Origin of the sequence: Micromonospora sp. NPDC018662, assembly GCF_044391475.1 — a bacterium.
Classification (GTDB): Bacteria; Actinomycetota; Actinomycetes; order Mycobacteriales; family Micromonosporaceae; genus Micromonospora.
This window is the reverse complement of record NZ_JBISAC010000001.1, coordinates 1-14,993: the sequence shown is the minus strand read 5'-3', so window position 1 is coordinate 14,993 and position 14,993 is coordinate 1. Positions and strand designations below refer to the sequence as shown.

Below are 14,993 nucleotides of genomic sequence, written 5' to 3'. Positions count from 1 at the left end.
GCCGGGAGGGTTCGCCTAGTGGCCGATGGCGCTGGTCTTGAAAACCGGTAAGGCAGCGATGTCTTCGTGGGTTCGAATCCCACACCCTCCGCCACTTCCACGCGGACCGCATCGGCGTGTCGCGCCGGAAGTAACCATCGCTTCCGCGGCTTATGCCTCTCGGTCATATTTATGACTGAGAGGCATAAGTGTTTCGAGTGCACATTCTTCTCGGGTGACCCGGCCGGCAGCACCACAGCGGGGTATGAAGGGGCGCAGAACATCCGTGTACCCGGAAGGACCCGTTTCGATGACCCTGGAACGACCGATCGCCCCGGACCCGTACGAGCTGCTGCCGACCGTGCCGTCGTTCGACCTGACCAGCGACGACGTGCACAACGGCGAGCCGATGGACGCGCGGTACGCGCACGGCAGCGCCGGTGGTGGGAACGTCTCGCCGCACCTGTCCTGGTCGGGCTTCCCGGCGGAGACGAAGAGCTTCGTGGTGACCTGCTTCGACCCGGACGCACCGACCGGCAGCGGCTTCTGGCACTGGGTCCTGGTGGACGTGCCGGCGTCCGTGACCGAGCTGCCCACGGCGGTGCGGGAGGCCGATCTCGGCGGCGCGTTCAGCATCCGCAACGACTACGGCGACACCGGTTACGGCGGCGCCGCGCCGCCGCCGGGGGACCGCCCGCACCGGTACGTCTTCGCGGTGCACGCGGTCGACGTGGAGCGCCTGGAGGTGGGCAAGGAGGCGAGCCCGGCCTTCGTCGGCTTCAACCTCGCGTTCCACACCCTGGCCCGCGCGGTGATCCGTCCCACGTACCAGGTCAAGGACTGAGGTGTAAGGCGGGGCCCCTTCTTAACAGTTGGTGTTAAGAAGGGGCCCCGCCTCTACCGAAAGCGTTAAGCGGGGGCCCCGCCTTACACCCGGGCCACCGCGAAGACGGACTGGCCGAACGGGGGGCGGATGCGCTGCTCGGCGGCCTTGGTGGCGGGCAGCACCAGGGTGTCGTAGACCTTCACCATCGGGCCCTCCTTCGGCATCAGCCGGAAGACCTTGGTGGCCATGAAGTAGCCGATCAGGCCGAGCGCGTTCGCGTAGTGGATCTTCTCCACGGTGAGGCCGGCGTCGGTCATCGCCGTGGCGAGCGTCTTCTTGGTGTAGCGGCGCACGTGGCCGGTCGCGATGTCGGCGGGGCCCATGGCGAACTGGAACGCCGGCACGATGATGATCACCGCGCCGCCGGGCCGGACCAGGTCGCGCATGCTGCGCAGCGCGCCCACGTGGTCGTCGATGTGCTCCAGCACGTTGTACGACACGGCGGCGCTGTAGTCGCCCCGCTCGGTGTGTGGCAGCAGCATCTGCCGGACCTCGACGCCGGGGTGCTCGGACAGCCGTTCCTTGAGCTTGACCAGCCGGTCCGGGTCGGCCTCGGTGGCCGTGATGCGGGGGATGTGCTCGGCCCACTCGAGGGCGTAGTCGCCGAGACCGCTGCCGATCTCGATGGGGTTGTCACCGAGGTAGGGCACGGCCAGTTCGACGAACCACCGCCGGTGGTTGACCGCCGTGGCCAGGCCCTCGAGCACCTCCGCCTGGACGCGCTGATCCCCAGTGATTTCTGCCATGCGTCGATTCCTCACGATATGACTGACCCGCGCCTGGACCGTCAGAGTCAACCATCTGGATGGCCGGCGGGAAAATCGGGGGCACCGCGCGGGCCGAATTGCGGTCGGGTGGGGCGCGTGATCGGCGGTCGGCGAACTCGGCACATAGTACGCGAGTCCCAGAAATATGTCACGGGCCCGTCATACAATGACTACGCTCTGAAATGCCATGACTACTCCACAACCGGACGCGGACCCGCGGCGGGGGCGGTGGACAGACGCCCTCGCCGTGCTCAGCTTCGTGCTGCTGGCGTGCTGGGTGACCGCCCGGCTCTGGGTCGACCCGGCGAACGGGGTGCGCGACAATCGCACCGACCAGGCGCAATTCGAGTGGATGATGGCGCACGGTGCGCGCGTGGTGACCGATTTCGCCTATCCATTCACCTCGGACCGGATGAATGTGCCGGACGTCGTCAATCTCATGGCAAATACGTCCGTATTATCCATTTCGCTGCCGTTGTCACCGATAACGGTATGGTTCGGGCCGCGCTGGTCCTTCCTCATTTTCCTCACGCTCGGCCTCGCCGCCACCGGCGTCGCCTGGTACTTCCTGCTCTCCCGCGTGGTCGTCGGCGCCCGAGGGCCGGCCTGGCTGGGCGCCGGCTTCTGCGCGTTCGCGCCGGCCATGGTGTCGCACGCCAACGCCCACCCCAACATCGTCAGCCAGTTCGTGGTGCCGCTGATCGTCTGGCGGACGCTCCGGCTGGCGCAGCCCGGCCGCTGGCTGCGCAACGGGCTGCTGCTCGGCCTGGTGATCGTCTGGCAGGCGTTCCTCAACCTGGAGATCCTGCTGATGACCGCGCTCGGCCTGGGCGTGGTGGTGCTCGCGCTCGCGCTCGGCCGGCCCGCGCTGCGGGCGGCGGCCCGGCCGTTCGCCGCCGGGCTCGGGGTGGCCGCCGTGGTGGCCGGGGTGCTGCTCGCGTACCCGCTGCACGTGCAGTTCGCCGGGCCCGGCGCGTACTCCGGGCTCTCCACGCTGATCCGGGGCTACTCCACCGACCTCGCCGCCCATCTCGCCTGGTCCCGGGAGTCGGTGGCCGGCGACGCCCGGGGCAGCGCGCCGCTGGTCAAGAACGCCACCGAGGAGAACGCGTTCTTCGGCTGGCCGCTCGTGGTGCTGGTGACCGCGCTGGTCTGGTGGCTGCGCCGGGACGCGGTGGTGCGCGGGCTGGCCGCGGTCGGTGTGGTGTTCGGCCTCTTCTCGCTCGGCCGGGAGATCCGGTTCGGTGGGCGGGACACCGGCATTCCCGGGCCGTGGGCCGCGCTGGAGGACCTGCCGGTCCTGCACTCGGTGGTACCCACCCGCTGGTCGCTCGCGCTCACCCCGATCATCGGCGTGCTGCTCGCGTTCGGCGCCGACCGGGCGCGACGCCTGGCGCGGCGGCACCCGGCGGCCCGGGGGCAGATCCGGTTCGCCACCGGCACCGTGCTCGCCATGGCGCTGCTGCCGATCCTGCCCACCCCGCTGCCCGCGACGCGCCTGGACCCGACGCCGGCGTTCGTCACCTCCGGGGCGTGGCGGCCCTACGTGGCGGGTGGACGGAGCATCGTCACGCTCCCGCTGCCCGACACCACCTACGCGGTTCCGCTGCGCTGGTCCGCCGAGACCCGGCTGGACATGCCGCTGGCCCGGGGCTACTTCCTCTATCCGGACACCCGGCCGGGCGCCGGCCGGGTCGCGCTCTTCACCGCGCCGCCGCGCCCCACCAGCACGTTCTTCGAGACGGTACGGCGGACCGACGCGGTGCCGCCGATCACCCCGCAGGACCGGGTGGACGCCGTGGACGACCTGCGTCACTGGCGGGCCGGGGCGGTGATCCTCGACCCCCGGCTGCCGCCGGCCGAGTCGTTGCGTCGGGCGATGACCGAGCTGACCGGGATCACCCCGACCCGCGTCGGCGGGGTCTGGCTGTGGGACGTGCGCCCACTGGTCGACTGACCGGCGGTCAGCGGACGCAGCAGCCCTGGCAGACCTTCGGTCGGGGCAGCGTGAAGGCCAGGCAGCAGGTGCGCCGCTGCACGGTCGGCTCGCCGGTCGGACCGGGCACCAGCTCGACCAGGTCGGCGAGGTCGAGCGCGTCGAGCAGCGTGCCGACGGCCGCCACGCTCGGGCCGGGCAGCGCGTCCGCCGCGCGCAGCACGCCGTGCGCGATGCCGGAGGCCACCGAGCCGAGCAGCGTACGGGTGCCGATCCGGACCTCGCCCTGGATGGCGGCGATCAGCGGGGCGAAGTGCGCGTCGAGCAGCGACGTGCGCAGCGCGCCGAGCAGCGCCGCCTCGTCGGCGACGACCCGGACACCCGGCGTGCCGGCCAGCGCCAGCGGGTCGCCGGGCAGCACGGCCACCGGCGTGGAGCCGCGCAGCCCGAGGGTGAGCAGTTGGTGGTGGTCCTCGAAGTGCACCAGCACGTCGGCGGGGTCGAGCAGCGGCACCCGCCGGGCCGAGGCCCAGCCGAGCACGGCCGGCAGTGCGGTCCAGTAGCTGTAGGACTTCCAGGCCAGCGCGGCGCAGGCGTGCGGGGTGCCGCCCCAGCGCCGGCCGGCGGCGGCCAGGAACTCGGGGAGCAGCGTGCCGTCGATCAGGCGGGTGGCCGGGGCCCAGCGGTCCAGCTCGTCGCGGACCAGCAGGCCGGGCGCGAGCCCGGGCAGGTCGTCGGTGCCGAACATGGCGCGCAGCGTCGCGGTCACCGGGGCGAACGGGGTGGCGACGTCGCGCCCCGGCATCACCGCAGTCACCTGGCCGTCCCCTGTCTGGTAGCCCGTCGGCCGGCGCGTGCCGTCGACCGAAGCTAAGGCTAGCCTAACCACAGCCTCCGGCGGAGGGAAGTGGTGGCGCGGGCTTCACAGCGAGGTCCCGGTCACTCCGCCGCCGTCGCGTACTACCCGGCGAGGGGGGCGGAAAACGCCGTCGGGAGCGCCGGCCGGGTCGCGCAAGCATCGACGTACGCCGTTGAATTGTCAAGGTGACTGTCGAATACGAGCCAGTTTCCGTGCGCGTTCGACCACGAAACGTGAAAATGGTCTTCCCGCGTACGAGGAAGCTGATGACCTCACCGATCGAGCGTGCCGCCGACTCCTTCGCGGCCGAGCTCGCCCGGCACCGCACCGGCCGAGGGCTGTCCAAGAAGCAGTTGGCGACCCTGATGGGCTTCGACCCGTCCTACGTCAGCCACGTCGAAGGGCGCCGGCACCGACCCACCGAGGACTTCGCCCGCCGGGCCGAGGCCGTCCTGGAGGCCAGCGGCGCCATCTGGCAGCGTTTCCGGGAGTACGACGAGCTGCGGCACAGCCGGGCCACCGGGACACACCGGGATCCACCCGTCCCCGGCCAGTGGCTGCCACCCGGCACCGGCCTGGTGGTCGAACGCGAGATCGCCACGCTCACCCACACCGGTGACGGCTACCACTGCACGATCCGGCGGGAGCTGTACAACGCCGGCACCGAGCCGGTCACCCGCTACCTGGTCCGGGTCGCCGTCGACCGCTACCCGAACGACCCGGGCCGCTCCAACCGGCACCACCGCGAGCACCCGCTGACCTTCGCCGAGCTGCAACTCACCGCCTACCGGGACGACGGCAGCGGGCGCGAGCCGATGCACTGGCGGGCCAAGCACGACCGGGACGCGTTCAAGGAGATCTGGCTGCTCTTCGAGAACGACGAGGGGCGCTTCCCGCTCTACCCGGGCGACCGGGTCACCATCGAGTACGCCTACCGCGTCGGACGGGACAAGTGGGGCCCCTGGTTCCAGCGCGCCGTACGCCTGCCCACCCGGCACCTCGCGGTGCGCCTCGACCTGCCGGCGGACCTCGACCCCAAGGTGTGGGGTGCGGAGACCTCGCTGTCGGCGGAGGAGGGCCCGCTGCGTACCCCGATCCAGCACACCCGCGACGCCGACCGGGTGATCTACGAGTGGGGGACCGACGACCCGCCGCTCAACGCCCGCTACCGGATGCAGTGGCGGTTCCGCAGCCCCGCGCCGGACGCCGAGCCGGACAGCGCACCCGCCGGGGAGACCCGGGTGCGCGCCAGCGACCGGATGCGCGCGGTCGGCATCGTGCAACGCGGCGACGACCTGCTCCGGCAACCCGCCCGCCAGTTCGACCTGCCGGCCGAGGAACGGCACGCCCGGCAGGTGGTCGACCGGCTCGCCGGGATGCTGGCCCGCCTCGACGAGCTGCACCCGTTCAGCAAGGGCGTCGGCCTGGCCGCGCCGCAACTCGGGATCGGCTGGGCCGCCGCGCTGGTCCGCCCCGCCGACCGGGCGGCCGAGCCGGTCGTGCTGCTCAACCCCCGGGTGGTGGACGCCGCCGTCGAGACCGACGAACAGTACGAGGGCTGCCTCTCCTTCTTCGACCACCGCGGCCTGGTGCCCCGGCCGCTGCGGATCGACGTGGAACACGCCCAGTGGGACGGCAGCCGCGTCATCACGTCCTTCGAGTACGCGATGGCACGCCTGGTCGCGCACGAGATCGACCACCTGGAGGGGCGGCTCTACGTCGACCGGATGGCGCCCGGCGTGCCGCTGGTGCCGGTGGAGGAATACCGCGAGACCGGCACCCCCTGGCGTTACTGACGACCGGCTCCGGCACGCGGGCCGGTTGCCGGCCCGGCCCGCGCACCGGAAGACGGGGGGCCGGGGGGGGGGGGGCCCGGGGGGGGGGGGGGCGCCCCCCGCGGGGGGGGGGGGGGGGGGGGGGGGGGGGGGGGGGCCGGCGGCCCCACCGGCTTGTGGGGCGCGCCCCCCCCCCAGGCCGCGGGGGGGGGGGGGGGGGGGGGGGGCCCGGGGGGGGGGGGGGCCCCCCCCCCCGGCTTGGGGGGGAGTAGGGCTCTAGAGGGTGCCGAACGTGTCGTAGCGGATGTGGTCCGGCGGGACGTCGTCGGCGGCGAGCGCCCGCAGGGTCGCCCGGACCATGGCGGCCGAGCCGGAGACGTAGCAGTCGTGCGTGGTCCAGGGCCCGTACCGGGTGACCACCTCGGAGACGTCGCCGAGTTCGCCGGCGAAGTCCGGGGCCGCGCTGCATGCCGGCGTCACCGACAGCCAGGGGTACGCCGACACCAGCTCCTGGAGGCCGGGCAGCCCGTACAGCTCGTCCGGGTGGCCGGCGCCGTAGAAGACGTGCACCCAGCGGGTGCGGTTGACCCGGGTCAGCTCCTCCACCAGCGCCTTGATCGGGGCCAGTCCCACCCCGCCGGCCACGCAGAGGACGTCCCGGGTGGACTCCGGGTCCAGCGTCATCGAGCCCATCGGGGCGGCCAGCCGCAGCAGGTCACCCGGCTTGGTGCGGCGGACCAGCGCACCGGACACCCAACCGGCGGCCCCGGCCGGCGTACGGACGTGGAACTCCAGCACGTTCTCCTCGTTCGGGGCGTTCGCCACCGAGTACGTCCGCCACGTCCGCGGGAGGTGGCGGGGCACCTCCACGCTGACGTACTGGCCGGCCCGCCAGGGCAACGTGTGTTGGAGCGCCCGCACGGTCAGCACCGCGGTGTCCGGACCGTGCCGTTCGTGGGTCAGCACCTCGGCGTGCCAGAACGGCGGGTTCCCGTCGGCCTCCGCGCCGGCGAGCATCCGCTCACTGATGCTCGCGTATGCGTCCCGCCACGCCTGGTCGTACTCCAGGCTCCAGCCGTCCCCGGCGACGGTGCGCAGGCCGTCCAGCAGCGCGACGCCCAGCGTCGCGTAGTGGTCCGCCGTGACGTGGTACTTCCGGTGGTCCCGGCCCAGCCCGCGCAGATAGTCGTCGAACGCCTCCGGGTCGTCCGCCGTCTGGGCGGCCGTGACGATCGCCTCCAGCAGTCGGTCGCGCTGCCCGCTCATCTGCACCGGGAAGAGCGCCCGCAGCTCCGGGTCGAGCAGGAACATCCGGGCGTAGAAGTGGCCGCAGAGCCGCTCCCCGTGCTCCTCGACCAGGGCCCAGCTCTCCTTCAACAGCCGCGCGACGTTCTCCACAGGGGCACGCTCCTTCTCCGTACGGGCGGATCGGCCCGGATAGAATGTCCACGGAGCGTGTGCGGCGGTCGCACACAATGTGCGATCGGCTCATCTGCCCGCCGAAGTGGTTTCATGGTCCGGTGACGGTTGACGAGTCGGCCCGGCCGGTCTCCCGCCGGGTGCTGGGCACCGAGACGCTGCTCGTGCTCGGTCTCTCCCTCGGCCAGTCGGCCGTGTACGCGCTGGTCTCCCTGATCGCGAAGCTCACCGCGTCGGGCGGGTTGTCGAAGCAGACCGCCGCGCTGAACACGTCCACGTCGGCCCGGCCATACCTCGACCTCACGTACCAACTGCTCGGGATCGTCTTCGCGCTGCTGCCGGTGCTGCTCGCCGTACACCTGCTGGCGCGGGACCCCGGCGACCCGACGCGGACGCTCGGCGTGGACCTGACCCGGCCCGGCGCGGACCTGGTCCGGGGCGCGGGCCTGGCCGCGCTCATCGGCCTGCCCGGGCTGGCGCTGTTCTGGGTGGCGGCCCAACTCGGCGTGAACGCCACGCTGGTCCCCGCCGCGCTGCCGGACCTGTGGTGGGCGGTGCCGGTGCTGATCCTCGCCGCCGTGCAGAACGCCGTGCTGGAGGAGGTGATCGTGGTCGGCTACCTGATCACCCGGCTGCGGCAGCTCAACTGGCGGGTCGGCGCGGTGCTCGCCACCAGCGCCGTGCTGCGCGGCTCCTACCACCTCTACCAGGGCTTCGGCGCGTTCGTCGGCAACGCGGTGATGGGCGTGATCTTCGGGCTGTTCTATCTGCGCACCCGCCGGGTGGCCCCGCTGATCGTCGCGCACACGCTGCTCGACGTGGTCGCCTTCGTCGGCTACGCGCTGCTGCCGAAGTCCTGGTTCGGCTGGCTCTGAGCCCGCGTGTCGGCGCTCGTCCCTCGGCTCGGCGTTCGCGTCCGGTAGTGCGCGACCGCCCGGGCGGCGACCCGCTCGGCTGCCGCCGTGCCGCCGGTCACCGCCGCCAGCACCGCCGCGCCCGGCAGCAACCGCGCCGCCAGCCGTAGCCCGAGCCAGCCGCCGGCCTGCGCCGCCACCGGCGTGGCCAGCCGCCACGCCGCCTCGGCCGTCCGGCCCCACGGCCCGTCCGTCGGGACGTCTGCCGCCCGGGCCGCGGCCAGCGCCGCCCGCGCGGTGCCGTCGTCCGGGTGCACCGACGTCAGCACCAGCAACTCGGCCGCCCGGTCCGGATGCGCCGGATCCCGTCCGTACGCGGCCGCCAGGTGCAGCACCAGGTTCGCCTGCGTCCAGAGCACCACGGCCAGCTCCGCAGCGGGCGCGAACACCCCGGCTCCCGCCGCGAGCGCGCCACCCGTACCGGCCATCCGGACGAACCGGCGGGTCGCCAGCCGGGCCACCCCGTCCGCGTCCGCCGCCGGGTAGGCCCGCCGGACCTGCTCCACCCAACCCCGGGCCCGCGGCCCGAGCGCGTCCACCGCGGCCAGGGCCAGCAGCTCCGGCGCGAACCCGGGGTGGTCGCGCAGGCGCGGCCCCACCGCCCGCCACCCTTCCACCGGGGTACGCGCATCCGTCGCGACCGCTGCTCCGGCCGCCTCCGGATCGCTCCGCTTCCGCTCGGCCCGCGCGTGCTGCTCGGGTGCGGCCGGCTCGTGTCCGGTCGGCTCGGGTGCGGTCGGCTCGGGCTTGTGCTGCTCGGGCTCGGCCGGCTCGGGTGCGGCCGGCTCAGGCTCGGCCTGCTTTCGCTCGGTCCCCTCGGGCCGGTCCGGGTCTGGGCCGGGAACGTCCGGGCCCACGATCAGTGCGGCCGGTCGTTCGACAGTGGCGCCGGTGCGTTTCCGAGCGGGGGCGGGTCGGGTCATCGGCTCGTCCCCGGCCGCCGCGTCGGGCCGGGGCTCGGCGGGCGACTGCTTGGCGGCGCGCTTCGCGGGGCTGGTCTTCGCCGCCGGGGCGGTCTTCGTGCTCCGGCGGGCCCGCACCGGCCGAGGCGCGGGCCCGGCCTCTTCCACCGCTACCTCGGAAGCCTCCGTCGGGGACGGATCCGTCCGGTCCGGTGCCGTGAACTCCGGCGCGATGGCGGTCTTGCGCGTGGTGGCGGGCGTCTTCGGCGCGGCCTTCTTCGCGGCGGGGGCCCGGCGCGCCCGCTGCGGAGCTGCCGCGCTCGCGGGGGCCGGTGCGGCGGGTGGAGTCTCGTCCGGCGTCGGCTCGGCCGTCTCCGACGCGGTAGGTGGCGTCGGCTCGGCCGGCGTACCCGGATCGGTCGGTTCCGGTGCGGCGGCCGGCGGGCCGGGATCGGTCGGGGACGGCTCGGCGGCCGGTCTCGGGCGAGGGGCCGGCGGGACGTCGGCGGCCGGCGTCGGCGGCTGGAAGAGCACGGTGGGTGCGGCCCCGCGCGCTCGCCTGCGTGGCGGCGTGTCGCCCGTCACGTCCGTCGGCGGCGGCTCGGGGGTCGGCGGGGGGCTGAAGGTCGGGCGGGGGGAGCGGCTCCGCCGGGCCTTGGCGGTGGGCTCGCGATGGGGCGGATCGCTCGGCGGCTGCTCCTGCATATCGATGGAGCGTAGTCGTGGACGTGACCTGGCACACGGCGACGACGCGGCGGTTCGGCGGGGTGCCGGTATCCGCTTTGCCCCCGGCGGGTGCGGACCTGTATTCTCGGGCGCGGTGACCTTCGGGGCACCGAGGAGACTTCGCCTAGTCTGGTCTATGGCGCCGCACTGCTAATGCGGTTGGGGTCTTAAAGCCCCTCCCGGGTTCGAATCCCGGAGTCTCCGCGCGAAAGCCGGTTGTGTAGACTGGCCGAGCACCGGGCGCCCGTAGCTCAATGGATAGAGCATCTGACTACGGATCAGAAGGTTAGGGGTTCGAGTCCCTTCGGGCGCACAAGATCATGAAGGGTCTGATCTGCGGAGACGCGGGTCAGGCCCTTTTTGCTGTCCGGTCGGTGTGGATGGTGGGTGTCACGTGGGTGCGATGTGGGTGCAGGCCCGGAGGCGACCTTTTCGCTGATTCGTCGGGACGTGACCTGCGGCTTCACGGCCGGCTTGCGCTTCGGTGGAGTCGGAGCACCTGTTTTCGGTTTGGTCGGCGTCGGGGTGCCGGTTGTGGGGCCGCGGTGTGGCCGGCCTGTTCTGCCGTGTTCTGTTCGGGGACAGCCTGACGTCCAAGCAGGCGGACGGGTCGGCGGGCGAGGGTGTGGAGGTCGTCGACGTCGCCCAGATGCTGCTGGCCGCCGTCCGCCGTGGTGACCCGGCAGGCAACCAGGCGAGCGTCTGAAGATTTTTGATCCTCGTTGTCGATGTGGGTCCGGGTTGTTCGACGGGAGGGTGCAGGGGCCGGAGAGGCCGGCCCGCACCCCGGACAGGAGCTCCCCCCATGAGCAAGTACCTGATCCTCATCTTCGAGCGCGAGGCCGACTACGCCACCATGTCGCCCGAGGGCTGGGCCTCGGTCGTCGACGCGCACAACGCGTTCACCAAGGCCGTCCCCGACCTCGGCGGCACGATCGTGGGCGGCGAGGCAGTGCAGCAGACGAACACCGCCAAGTCGATCCGGTCCGGCAAGGTCACCCACGGGCCGTTCTTCGAGTCCAAGGAGGCGCTCGCCGGGTACTACGTGGTCGAGGCGCGCGACCTCGACCACGCCCTCGAGATCGCCAAGCTCACGCCTGCCCCGTTGGGCGGCGTCGAGGTCCGGCCGGTCCTGGAGGCCCCGACGGACGCCGACGGTCGCTGACCGCGTGACCGCCATGCTCGGTGCGGTCGCCGAAGCACTGGCGGACGCGCACCGGCGCGAGTGGGCCTTCGTGCTCGCCGCGACGGTGCGCGTCGCCGGCGACCTCGACGTCGCGGCCGTCGTCCGCCGGGGTGACCCTGCAGGCGAACCGGCGAGTGTTTGAAGTTTTCTGGGTCCTCGTTGTCGATTTGGGGTCAGGCTGTGCGACGGAAGGGTGTAGGGCCGGAGGGACCGGCCCGCACCCTCGACAGGAGCCCGACATGACGCAGTACATGATCTCCATTTACGAGCGCGAGGCCGACTACGCCACCATGACGCCCGAGGGCTGGCAGTCGGTCGTCGACGCGCACAGCGCGTTCGCCAAGGCCGTCGGCGACCTCGGCGGCACGATCGTCGGCGGCGGCGTCCTGCAGGCCACGACAACGGCCACGTCGATCCGGTCCGGTGAGGTCACCGACGGGCCGTTCGTCGAGGCCAAGGAGGCGTTCGGCGGCTTCTACATCGTCGAGGCGCGCGACCTCGACCACGCCATCGAGATCGCCAAGCTCACGCCCGCCCAGTTCGGCGGGGTCGAGATCCGGCCGGTCCTGGACGTCTCGACCGCCAGCGGTCGCTGACCGCGTGACCACGACGCCCGGTGCGGTCGCCGAGGCACTGGCGGACGCGCATCGGCGCGAGTGGGCCTTCGTGCTCGCCGCGACGGTGCGCGTCGCCGGTGACCTCGACGTCGCGGAGGAGTGCGCGCAGGAGGCCTACGTCGACGCCCTCGAGTCGTGGGGGCGCACCGGGGTGCCCGACCGCCCGGGGGCGTGGCTCACGTCGACGGCCCGGCGGCGCGCCGTCGACCGGCTTCGCCGCGAGGTCACCCTGCGCCGCAAACTGCCGCTGCTCGTCGAACCCGTCGAGGCACCCGAGGAGCACACCATGGCCGGCAACGACGAGGCGGTGCCCGACGACCGGCTCCGCCTGCTCTTCACCTGCTGCCACCCGGCGCTCGACCCGGCCACGCGGGTCGCCCTCACCCTGCGGCTGGTCTGCGGTGTCGCAACGCCCGACGTCGCCCGGGCGTTCCTCGTGCCGGAGCCGACGATGGCGGCGCGGATCACCCGGGCGAAGAAGAAGATCACCCAGGCGCGGATCCCCTACCGCACCCCGACGGCCGCCGAGCTGCCCAAACGGCTCGACAGCGTGCTCACGACCGTGCACCTGCTCTTCAGCACCGGCCACACCGCCCCGACCGGCGAGCAGCTCGTGCGCGACGACCTCTGCGAGCGCGCCCTCGACCTGGCCCGCACGCTCGTGCAGCTGCTGCCCGCCACGCGCGAGACCTGCGGGCTGCTCGGGCTGCTGCTGCTCACGCACGCGCGCCGGGTCGCGCGGCTCGACGCGCAGGGCCGACTCGTGCTGCTCGAGCACCAGGACCGGCAGCAGTGGGACCACGTCATGATCGTCGAGGGGCTGCGCTGGACCGTCGAGTCCCTGCAGGCCCCGCACCCCGGACGGTTCGCCCTGCAGGCCGCGATCGCCGGGGCCCACGCCGTCGCGCCGACGTTCGCAGCCACCGACTGGGCCCGCGTCGTGCACCTCTACGACCTGCTGCTGGCGGTCGAGCCGTCACCCGTCGTCGAACTCAACCGCGCCGCCGCGCTGGCGTTCGCCGACGGGCCGGCGGCGGCGCTGGCGATCGTCGAGCGGCTCGCCGGCGACCCCCGGTTGCGCTCTTACCCGTACGTGCACGCCGTCCGGGCCGACCTGCTGCGACGTCTCGGCCGGGGCGGCGAGGCGTCCGCCGCCTACCGCGCGGCGCTCGACCTGACCGCCAACGGGGCCGAGCGCGACTTCCTCCAGCGCCGGATCAACGACCTCGACCCGGGCGCGGCGACCCAGGCGCCGAACCGGTGACCGTCCTCCGCCGGACGCAGTCCGGGTGCAACGCGGGCCCCTGCCCGCCGCGTTGGGGCCGATCCGTGATGCGCTGGGGTTCGACGAAACCAGCCAGCAGCGGGTCCCTTCGGGCGCACTTCACGATCAAGGCCGTGACCAGCGGAAACGCGGGTCACGGCCTTGTTTGTGTCCCATGATGTGGCGTGACCGTTCACTCTGTGAACGCATGATGCTCCGTTGGGTGCTCCTGTCGGCGAGATGTCTTCTGTTCTTTCGCCACAACAATGAGTAACGGCCTCCTGATGTGTGGACGTGGACGCGAGGTGGCTTCCGCCGGCACAGCCGTCTGGGCGGGTGATGGTGGAGATCCGGACGAGTCCTCGACTGATGCGCGCGCTCCACTCATCGCGGTTCGCCGTTTGACCAAGTTGGAGGCATGCGTACGCGGACTTCGTCTACCTATTGACATGAGGATCATCTGTAAGTTTTCTTAACCGTTAGTTCGGTAAGCCGCACCGCCCCGGCAGGCGACCGGCCTGGCGTTGGAGTTCGCGCGTCCCCGCGGATGGTCGCCGCCAGTTGCGAGGTGCCCGACGCATAAGTTGAAGGAGCGCCCGTATGAGCCGTACAGGCAGACTCAGCCGCCGCCAACTGCTGGGTGCCGCGGGTGCGAGCGGTGCCGCCACACTGCTCGGGACCCCGGGACGCGCTCAGGCTGCCGCCACCCCTGTCGTACCGATCGACTGGCGGAAACTGGGGTCGTATCCCAACGCCGACGCTGCCGGCCAGCGGTTGACGCCGATTCTCGCGGGGAGTTCCCGCTACCTGATCGGGCCGTGGTACGCGACCACCTACACCTATTACCTGCCGGACGGTTACCTCGATCTCCAGGGCACCGACGAGCGAGCTGTCCGGCTGCCCGCGATGGCCGCCGTCGCCGCCGCGGCGGCTCTGGTCACGGGCACCTACGACCCTCGCGCCCTGTCGGTCCCAAACGCCACCGTCCGCACCCGCAACCTGATCCGTACCCTCGCGGCCCGGCATCGGGCCACCAACACGAACAGCGCCACCCGCTGGGGCGGAACGTGGCAGAGCGCGCTCTGGGCGTACTACACTGCGCTCGCCGGGCGGCTCTTCACCGACCATCTCGACGCTGTCACGCACGGACATCTGGCGGCAATGCTCGCCTGGGAGGCCGACCGGCTCGCCACCGGCAACGCGGTCCACCTCGTGGGTACCGCCGGTGACCAGCTCTACATGACCCGCCGTGACGGCACCGTCGTCACGGCCGGCGACAGCAAGGCCGAAGAGGACAGCTGGAGCGCCGCCGCGCTCTCCCTGGCCGCGGTGATGCTGCCCGGCCATGCCAACGTGGCTCGCTGGGCCCGCCGCAACGTCGAGCTCCTGCTGGCTGCGGCGGCCTGTCCGGCGGATCTCACCGGCACCGCCACGATCAACGGGATTCGGCTGTCGTCCTGGCTACAGGGCACGAACATCGCCGACGACGGGACGTTGCAGAATCACTCACGGCTGCATCCGCTGTACATGGTCTCGTTCGATCAGAGCCTCTACCAGGGCTTCGTCCACGGGCTCGCCAACCGGGCCGCGCCCAGGGCGGCGCTGCACAACATCACCCGGACGTACGGTGCGCTGGTCGACAAGCCGTTCCCGTTGCCGAGCGGAGGCACCAGCCCGATCTACCGCCCGAACTCGGCGGAGATCTACTACCCCGAGGGCAACGACTGGGGTACGCACTTCCCCTTCTACTTCGGCAGTTTCGA

13 protein-coding genes, 3 tRNA genes and 1 pseudogene are annotated in these 14,993 nt (G+C 72.5%); 13 read left to right on the top strand and 4 right to left on the bottom strand.

Translation table 11 applies throughout. From position 1 onward, the window contains the following. Positions 1 to 4: 4 nt before the first annotated feature. Together ACH495_RS00085 and ACH495_RS00080 are read left to right on the top strand one after the other, a co-directional pair. Positions 5 to 94 (top strand) — tRNA-Ser (locus tag ACH495_RS00085). A 195-nt stretch (positions 95 to 289) separates the two neighbouring features. Continuing rightward, positions 290 to 823 (top strand): YbhB/YbcL family Raf kinase inhibitor-like protein, encoded by a 534-nt coding sequence (locus tag ACH495_RS00080; protein ID WP_396855578.1) that lies wholly within the window; start codon positions 290 to 292, stop codon positions 821 to 823. Positions 824 to 906: 83 nt separating this feature from the next. Here the strand turns inward: ACH495_RS00080 and ACH495_RS00075 are convergent, their stop codons facing one another. After that, positions 907 to 1,611 carry a class I SAM-dependent methyltransferase gene (locus ACH495_RS00075; RefSeq protein WP_396855577.1) on the bottom strand — a complete coding sequence of 235 codons (705 nt, stop codon included), beginning with the start codon at positions 1,609 to 1,611 and terminating at the stop codon, positions 907 to 909. A 208-nt stretch (positions 1,612 to 1,819) separates the two neighbouring features. On the opposite strand from ACH495_RS00075, the gene ACH495_RS00070 reads away from it, so the two are divergent. Continuing rightward, positions 1,820 to 3,589 carry a hypothetical protein gene (locus tag ACH495_RS00070; RefSeq protein ID WP_396855576.1) on the top strand — a complete coding sequence of 590 codons (1,770 nt, stop codon included), beginning with the start codon at positions 1,820 to 1,822 and terminating at the stop codon, positions 3,587 to 3,589. 7 nt (positions 3,590 to 3,596) lie between these two features. On the opposite strand, the gene ACH495_RS00065 is transcribed toward ACH495_RS00070, so the two are convergent. Beyond that, complete coding sequence (locus ACH495_RS00065; RefSeq protein ID WP_396856475.1) at positions 3,597 to 4,373, bottom strand: hypothetical protein; 777 nt, start codon at positions 4,371 to 4,373, stop codon at positions 3,597 to 3,599. 317 nt (positions 4,374 to 4,690) lie between these two features. Between ACH495_RS00065 and ACH495_RS00060 the strand changes: the two genes are divergently transcribed. Further along, on the top strand, positions 4,691 to 6,223 hold the full coding sequence (locus tag ACH495_RS00060; protein ID WP_396856474.1) for a peptide deformylase: 1,533 nt from the start codon (positions 4,691 to 4,693) through the stop codon (positions 6,221 to 6,223). Positions 6,224 to 6,478: 255 nt separating this feature from the next. Here the strand turns inward: ACH495_RS00060 and ACH495_RS00055 are convergent, their stop codons facing one another. Beyond that, a complete protein-coding gene (locus ACH495_RS00055; RefSeq protein WP_396855575.1) occupies positions 6,479 to 7,600 on the bottom strand; it encodes a globin domain-containing protein in 1,122 nt (373 codons plus the stop codon). Positions 7,601 to 7,722: 122 nt separating this feature from the next. On the opposite strand from ACH495_RS00055, the gene ACH495_RS00050 reads away from it, so the two are divergent. Beyond that, a complete protein-coding gene (locus ACH495_RS00050; RefSeq protein WP_396855574.1) occupies positions 7,723 to 8,496 on the top strand; it encodes a CPBP family intramembrane glutamic endopeptidase in 774 nt (257 codons plus the stop codon). On the opposite strand, the gene ACH495_RS00045 is transcribed toward ACH495_RS00050, so the two are convergent. Beyond that, positions 8,457 to 10,142, bottom strand: coding sequence for a hypothetical protein (locus tag ACH495_RS00045; RefSeq protein WP_396855573.1), 1,686 nt, complete (start codon positions 10,140 to 10,142; stop codon positions 8,457 to 8,459). The two genes, ACH495_RS00050 and ACH495_RS00045, sit on opposite strands and share 40 nt — an antisense overlap. A gap of 134 nt (positions 10,143 to 10,276) precedes the next feature. Here ACH495_RS00045 and ACH495_RS00040 point away from each other — a divergent pair. The 8 genes and pseudogenes from ACH495_RS00040 to ACH495_RS00005 all read left to right on the top strand — a co-directional run. Further along, a tRNA-Ser gene (locus ACH495_RS00040) sits at positions 10,277 to 10,367 on the top strand. A 36-nt stretch (positions 10,368 to 10,403) separates the two neighbouring features. After that, a tRNA-Arg gene (locus ACH495_RS00035) sits at positions 10,404 to 10,476 on the top strand. A 234-nt stretch (positions 10,477 to 10,710) separates the two neighbouring features. Beyond that, positions 10,711 to 10,869, top strand: a complete 159-nt coding sequence (locus ACH495_RS00030; RefSeq protein ID WP_396855572.1) for a hypothetical protein — start codon at positions 10,711 to 10,713, stop codon at positions 10,867 to 10,869. 99 nt (positions 10,870 to 10,968) lie between these two features. Beyond that, on the top strand, positions 10,969 to 11,328 hold the full coding sequence (locus ACH495_RS00025; protein ID WP_396855571.1) for a YciI family protein: 360 nt from the start codon (positions 10,969 to 10,971) through the stop codon (positions 11,326 to 11,328). Positions 11,329 to 11,332: 4 nt separating this feature from the next. After that, entirely contained in the window at positions 11,333 to 11,491 is a 159-nt protein-coding gene (locus ACH495_RS00020; protein WP_396855570.1) for a hypothetical protein, read from the top strand. Between the two features lie 97 nt (positions 11,492 to 11,588). After that, entirely contained in the window at positions 11,589 to 11,945 is a 357-nt protein-coding gene (locus ACH495_RS00015) for a YciI family protein (protein ID WP_396855569.1), read from the top strand. A 70-nt stretch (positions 11,946 to 12,015) separates the two neighbouring features. Further along, positions 12,016 to 13,230 (top strand): RNA polymerase sigma factor, encoded by a 1,215-nt coding sequence (locus ACH495_RS00010; RefSeq protein ID WP_396856473.1) that lies wholly within the window; start codon positions 12,016 to 12,018, stop codon positions 13,228 to 13,230. 600 nt (positions 13,231 to 13,830) lie between these two features. Continuing rightward, positions 13,831 to 14,993: pseudogene (locus ACH495_RS00005) on the top strand (hypothetical protein); the annotation flags it as partial.

What these genes read in the sequence shown, in the direction of transcription:
- ACH495_RS00065 (WP_396856475.1), bottom strand. Translation starts at nt 4,373, where the DNA reads ATGCCGGGGCGCGACGTCGCCACCCCGTTCGCCCCGGTGACCGCGACG.
- ACH495_RS00070 (WP_396855576.1), top strand. Translation starts at nt 1,820, where the DNA reads ATGACTACTCCACAACCGGACGCGGACCCGCGGCGGGGGCGGTGGACA.
- ACH495_RS00075 (WP_396855577.1), bottom strand. Translation starts at nt 1,611, where the DNA reads ATGGCAGAAATCACTGGGGATCAGCGCGTCCAGGCGGAGGTGCTCGAG.
- ACH495_RS00080 (WP_396855578.1), top strand. Translation starts at nt 290, where the DNA reads ATGACCCTGGAACGACCGATCGCCCCGGACCCGTACGAGCTGCTGCCG.
- ACH495_RS00015 (WP_396855569.1), top strand. Translation starts at nt 11,589, where the DNA reads ATGACGCAGTACATGATCTCCATTTACGAGCGCGAGGCCGACTACGCC.
- ACH495_RS00045 (WP_396855573.1), bottom strand. Translation starts at nt 10,142, where the DNA reads ATGCAGGAGCAGCCGCCGAGCGATCCGCCCCATCGCGAGCCCACCGCC.
- ACH495_RS00025 (WP_396855571.1), top strand. Translation starts at nt 10,969, where the DNA reads ATGAGCAAGTACCTGATCCTCATCTTCGAGCGCGAGGCCGACTACGCC.